10 protein-coding genes are annotated in these 4,393 nt (G+C 35.2%); 9 read left to right on the top strand and 1 reads right to left on the bottom strand.

Annotated features, from left to right (window positions below; translation table 11 throughout):
- From DNJ75_RS14305 to DNJ75_RS14265, 9 genes are all read left to right on the top strand, one after another.
- On the top strand, positions 1-317 hold a 317-nt coding region (locus DNJ75_RS14305), incomplete at its 5' end, for a hypothetical protein (RefSeq protein WP_157968383.1).
- A 5-nt stretch (positions 318-322) separates the two neighbouring features.
- Entirely contained in the window at positions 323-808 is a 486-nt protein-coding gene (locus DNJ75_RS14300) for a hypothetical protein (RefSeq protein WP_117004117.1), read from the top strand.
- A 24-nt stretch (positions 809-832) separates the two neighbouring features.
- Positions 833-1,078 carry a hypothetical protein gene (locus DNJ75_RS14295; protein WP_117004116.1) on the top strand — a complete coding sequence of 82 codons (246 nt, stop codon included), beginning with the start codon at positions 833-835 and terminating at the stop codon, positions 1,076-1,078.
- A complete protein-coding gene (locus tag DNJ75_RS14290; protein WP_117004115.1) occupies positions 1,071-1,358 on the top strand; it encodes a hypothetical protein in 288 nt (95 codons plus the stop codon). The genes DNJ75_RS14295 and DNJ75_RS14290 overlap by 8 nt, the downstream gene beginning before the upstream one ends.
- Complete coding sequence (locus DNJ75_RS14285) at positions 1,358-1,843, top strand: hypothetical protein (RefSeq protein WP_117004114.1); 486 nt, start codon at positions 1,358-1,360, stop codon at positions 1,841-1,843. The genes DNJ75_RS14290 and DNJ75_RS14285 overlap by 1 nt, the downstream gene beginning before the upstream one ends.
- A gap of 22 nt (positions 1,844-1,865) precedes the next feature.
- Positions 1,866-2,084, top strand: a complete 219-nt coding sequence (locus tag DNJ75_RS14280; protein WP_117004113.1) for a hypothetical protein — start codon at positions 1,866-1,868, stop codon at positions 2,082-2,084.
- Positions 2,085-2,197: 113 nt separating this feature from the next.
- The gene (locus DNJ75_RS14275) at positions 2,198-2,458 is read left to right on the top strand and encodes a hypothetical protein (RefSeq protein WP_117004112.1); all 261 of its coding nucleotides are present in this window, start codon (positions 2,198-2,200) and stop codon (positions 2,456-2,458) included.
- Positions 2,436-2,924 (top strand): hypothetical protein, encoded by a 489-nt coding sequence (locus DNJ75_RS14270; RefSeq protein WP_117004111.1) that lies wholly within the window; start codon positions 2,436-2,438, stop codon positions 2,922-2,924. Before DNJ75_RS14275 ends, DNJ75_RS14270 begins: the two co-directional genes overlap by 23 nt.
- Positions 2,917-3,936, top strand: a complete 1,020-nt coding sequence (locus DNJ75_RS14265; RefSeq protein ID WP_157968382.1) for a site-specific integrase — start codon at positions 2,917-2,919, stop codon at positions 3,934-3,936. The genes DNJ75_RS14270 and DNJ75_RS14265 overlap by 8 nt, the downstream gene beginning before the upstream one ends.
- Here DNJ75_RS14265 and DNJ75_RS14260 read toward each other — a convergent pair.
- Positions 3,933-4,393 (bottom strand): hypothetical protein (locus DNJ75_RS14260; protein ID WP_157968381.1); only part of this gene is annotated, 461 nt, incomplete at its 5' end. The two genes, DNJ75_RS14265 and DNJ75_RS14260, sit on opposite strands and share 4 nt — an antisense overlap.

Raw genomic sequence — 4,393 nt, 5'->3', positions numbered from 1 at the left:
ATCTCGAAGCACAACATACACGAGAAGCGCTCGATCAGGTAACACTGCTTGAAAAAACGACCGCTGAACTGCAAAATGAACTGGAAAAATGCCAACATGCCACCACCTCAAAGATTATGGCACTTGAGAAAGAATTAAGTATTAGTGCTTTAAGACTGGAAGATAGCCATAAACGTGAACAGAAAATAGCTGATGAACTAAATAAAGTACGTCATAAATTGCATGAAGCTGAAATTCAGTTGGCAGTTCTAAAAGCAAAAAATGACCCCCAAGAAAAACATGCTCGCAAAAACACAAAAGCTCAGGAGAAGGAGTAGTTAAAATGTTTACTATCATTTTAATTTTAGTAATATTGACAACCATTTTAGCATTATGGGGAATCATTAGGCATGGCACAATAATATTGACTCCATTACCAATAATTCTTCTTTCATTTTTATGCTATTCATTATTTCAAGATAACAGTAGTCTTGTATTTAAAAGCATACCAAAGGTAAGTTTAAGTCTTACGCAAAGTTCAAGTGTAGAAAATTCTCATTTTAGCGCATCTCTAAAGTCTAAAAAGCCACTCACGGAACAGGAAATTCAAAATACTATTCAAAATAGTGCATCTAAAAAACTATCATTTTTAACAGTATTGCTAACCACAATCACTGTAACTAAGATGACGAATAAGAAAATAGGTAATGAATATGTTTATGATATTAATGCTGAAGCATTGCTAACCAATAACCCATTAATATTATTGTTTCTTCTTTCTTTAGTATTTATTATTATGTTTTATCAGATTTTAAGGATATTCAGATAGTGTTAGATAAGCTATATACATTGCATGAAATTCAACGAACCAAAAAACAAACAAGGCAAGTCGATGCTGGGTTTCACAATCGCTTATTACGCTAACAATCGCACATCGAATCGTTGGTTTTTGGATGGAGAATGTGCCCCATTGACTAAAATCTCTAACCTTTTAGGTTACAGCAGTGTAAGCCAATTTAAACTTGGTATATCACAGTATGGTGTTGCTTTGGTTTTGTCTAAGGGATTGAATAAATTGAGAGAGTCGAGTAATGGCTAATCAGTATGCAGATAGTTTTGTGGTTAGGGTTAAGGAGCGATTTGGTAAAACCGCAGGAGAATTATTAGCGGAGCTTTCGATCAAGAAAATGAGCTATAATGAGGCAGCAAAATATTTAGGCTACAAAGTCACTACGATCAGAAAATATTGCCATCGTTATAATGTGGTACTGAATCCAAGTGTTGACAGGATTGAAGTAGAAGCGGCTTTGTGTCCGATGTTCTATAGCAAAGAGATCAATAAGTTCAATATTTTGTCTAGAAAATGGAGGCATAAATAATGGCTAGCCAATACACAAACAATTTATCCAACGAAATAATGGAATCTAAATATCATTTACCTCTTATTAATGAGGGTTTATGCTTGAATGAAGAGCGAGAACAAATTGAAGACTTATATTTTAAACGAAGCATCATTCGTCATAAGTATGATGATTGGATGTTTTTATTTAAATCAGTATTAGTCATTTATTTTTTAATCAAAGTCATATTGCTACTTAAAGTAGATGATGGTATTAATTTGCATATTACATTGAGCACTTTGAATGCATTGACGTTATCTAATTTATTTGTGATCTTACTGGCTCTTTATGCATCATTGCATTTGGTAAAAAGAATGATTATTGCCATTGGCATCAAAAAAATTGATCGCAACATAAATCAAGTAAAAAATAGAGTAGGTGATACATTGGTCGATCAATGGATTCATGGGCTTGATGTAGCAAATATTGCAACCTTTAAACGGGTCAGCAACCATAATTTATAGTTATTTTCATGGAGCTGTTAGCATGAATATTGACGAATTCCTAAAAACCGAAGCGGGAGCCAAAGCGCTAAAAGCTAAACTCAAGTCATTATCTGATCATGAAAAAGCAAAGCCTAATTATGCTGCGTTATGGAAAAAAGCCTGTGACGCAGTAGATACATTTAATTTAGCTAAGATGAAAAAAGAACTACGAGATGGCATTAAAAGTAAAGACATAGATGAAAAGAATGATGAAAAATAACAGAATGAACAATGATAGCTACCTGAACGTTCTCAAGAAAATAATGCGCCAAAAACTAGGCGAAATCAAGCAGGATCAAAACAACAAAACAAGTAAACATAATAGAAGAAAAAATGAATCTACACGCAAACACACAAAAACTAAAAAAAGCACAAGCACAGAATAAGTCAGTCTACTTACTCTATGATAATTATCAGGAAATTCGTGGCACCATAACAGAGATTGGCAATGTATTTGTTCATATTCTTTCAACAATAGATAATACCCAGTCCTTGATCCCACTTGAAATTGAGAAAATCCATCAGATCAGTTTAAGAGCTAAGTCAACTACGCCAAAAGGTGATGATCAACATGAAAACTGTCAGTCCCAATGAAGTATTTACAGCCAATCATCTGGCAATTTATACACGCTGTTACCACGAATATAAAAGAGTATTTGATCAATATTACCTGAATACAAATGTGCAATGCTACGTCAATAAAGACAATAAACCCGTTTACTTCTGTATTGATATCTCTGGTACAAGTTTTGAAATGACACTGTTCGAGTCACTTTCTCTGGCTGAATTTTATGGCAAACTTAAATTACTCATGGAATTCAGAGAGTACTCAGGTGATGCAATCGATAATATGACAGAACATCTTGATTGGCTTATCCAGAATAATATTCAATTTAATACCATTAAGCATGATATTGGTGAGATGTGGTGCTTTCTTTCAACGGGCGATTCACACTTTGGTAAAGCGGAGGCGCCCAACATGTACAGACATATTTATCGCATAGTCGATAACGGCATCCTTGATGATATAAAAAATGAGGATGTCTGCGCACATGGATAAGCTACCCAACTTCACTCATACTCAGTTTGAAACAACCACCCAGGATGATCTTAAGCATGCTTATGAGAAAGGTTTAAAACTTGAACATAAATCACGTGCCAGCAATACTATAAAGCGCTATCAATCGGCATTTAAAGTACTTCAGAGCTATTGTGATGGCTTCAAGGTGACATCAATGCCGCTTACCCCAGAAATTGCCTATGCCTTTTTCGTCTATCTGCATGACCAGAGTTATAGCTGGTCAACAATTGCAGTTATTAAAGCATCAATAGACTACCATCATAAAACACAGGGACACCTATCACCTTTAGCACACCCCAGAATAGACACACTGCTTCAAGGTATTCAGCGCGACATCAGAAAAAACCAAAACGCATCTGATCCAGTCACCTATGATATGCTCATTAAAATTATTGACCGTATGAATGGTAACGATCTCTTAAGTGTACGTGACCGAGCACTTTTGCTTGTTGGTTTCGCTGGCGGATTTCGTTCCTCTGAGCTTCTGGCATTAAAAAATGAGGACGTAAATTTTAATGACGCTCACGGCATGATTATCACCATAAGACAGTCTAAAACAGATCAACTGGCTAAGGGTCATGAGGTTGCAATTCCATTTAATTCAAAATCGACCCGACATTGCTCAGTTAAATCATTGCAGCATTGGCTAGAGGCGATTGGTCTGACAGATGAAGAATATATTTTTAAGTCACTGCACAAAGGTGGTTGCAAAGTCAGAAATGAGCAACTCTCTTACGAAGGATTCTATCGACTATTTAAAAAGAGATGTAAACAGGCAGGTCTCAATACAACTAACCTCTCACCGCATGGATTACGCTCTGGCTTCAACACCAGTGCAGCATTGGCCGGTGCTGATCTGGTCAAAATGCGTGAAATTACCAATCAGTCACTTAATACGCAACAACGATACATCAAAAAAGTTAATCTTTTTGAGAACAATGCTAATAATAATATTTATGCATACTTTGATAATGATAAATCAGCTAATTAATGCTTTGAGTAACTGATGATATCGCAATCTTCATCCTCAAAATTGAATTGAAAGATATCATCTAGGTTATCTCTTAGATTGCGTACGATTTCTTTTTTGGCATTTGAAATATGATCATTCTCCAGCAAAGCCATATAGGCGTCATAATCTTGATCACAGGAATAGCAATAGAAGCTATAACAGGCTTCTTTAAAATCATCGTCATTATCAATCGCAATACAGCTGCGCGTACATATATTGATGATATCAATAAGATTAAAAGAAAATTCACTGAAGAAAAGGAAGTCACTGAATAATCCCATGTCTTTAGGGTTGTTATCAAGACCAAATATGATCAAGTGCTTAAGGTTAATGTTGCCAGATTTAAAATATTTCCTGATCAAAGGCATATTGCAGTCATCTGAATATTTTTCTGCCAGGAAATCACATAGTATGTCTTCTGATGGTTGAATATTAG

This window comes from Cysteiniphilum litorale (genome assembly GCF_003428165.1).
In the GTDB taxonomy this organism is placed as follows: domain Bacteria; phylum Pseudomonadota; class Gammaproteobacteria; order Francisellales; family Francisellaceae; genus Caedibacter; species Caedibacter litoralis.
This window is presented reverse-complemented; position numbering and strand designations above follow the sequence as displayed.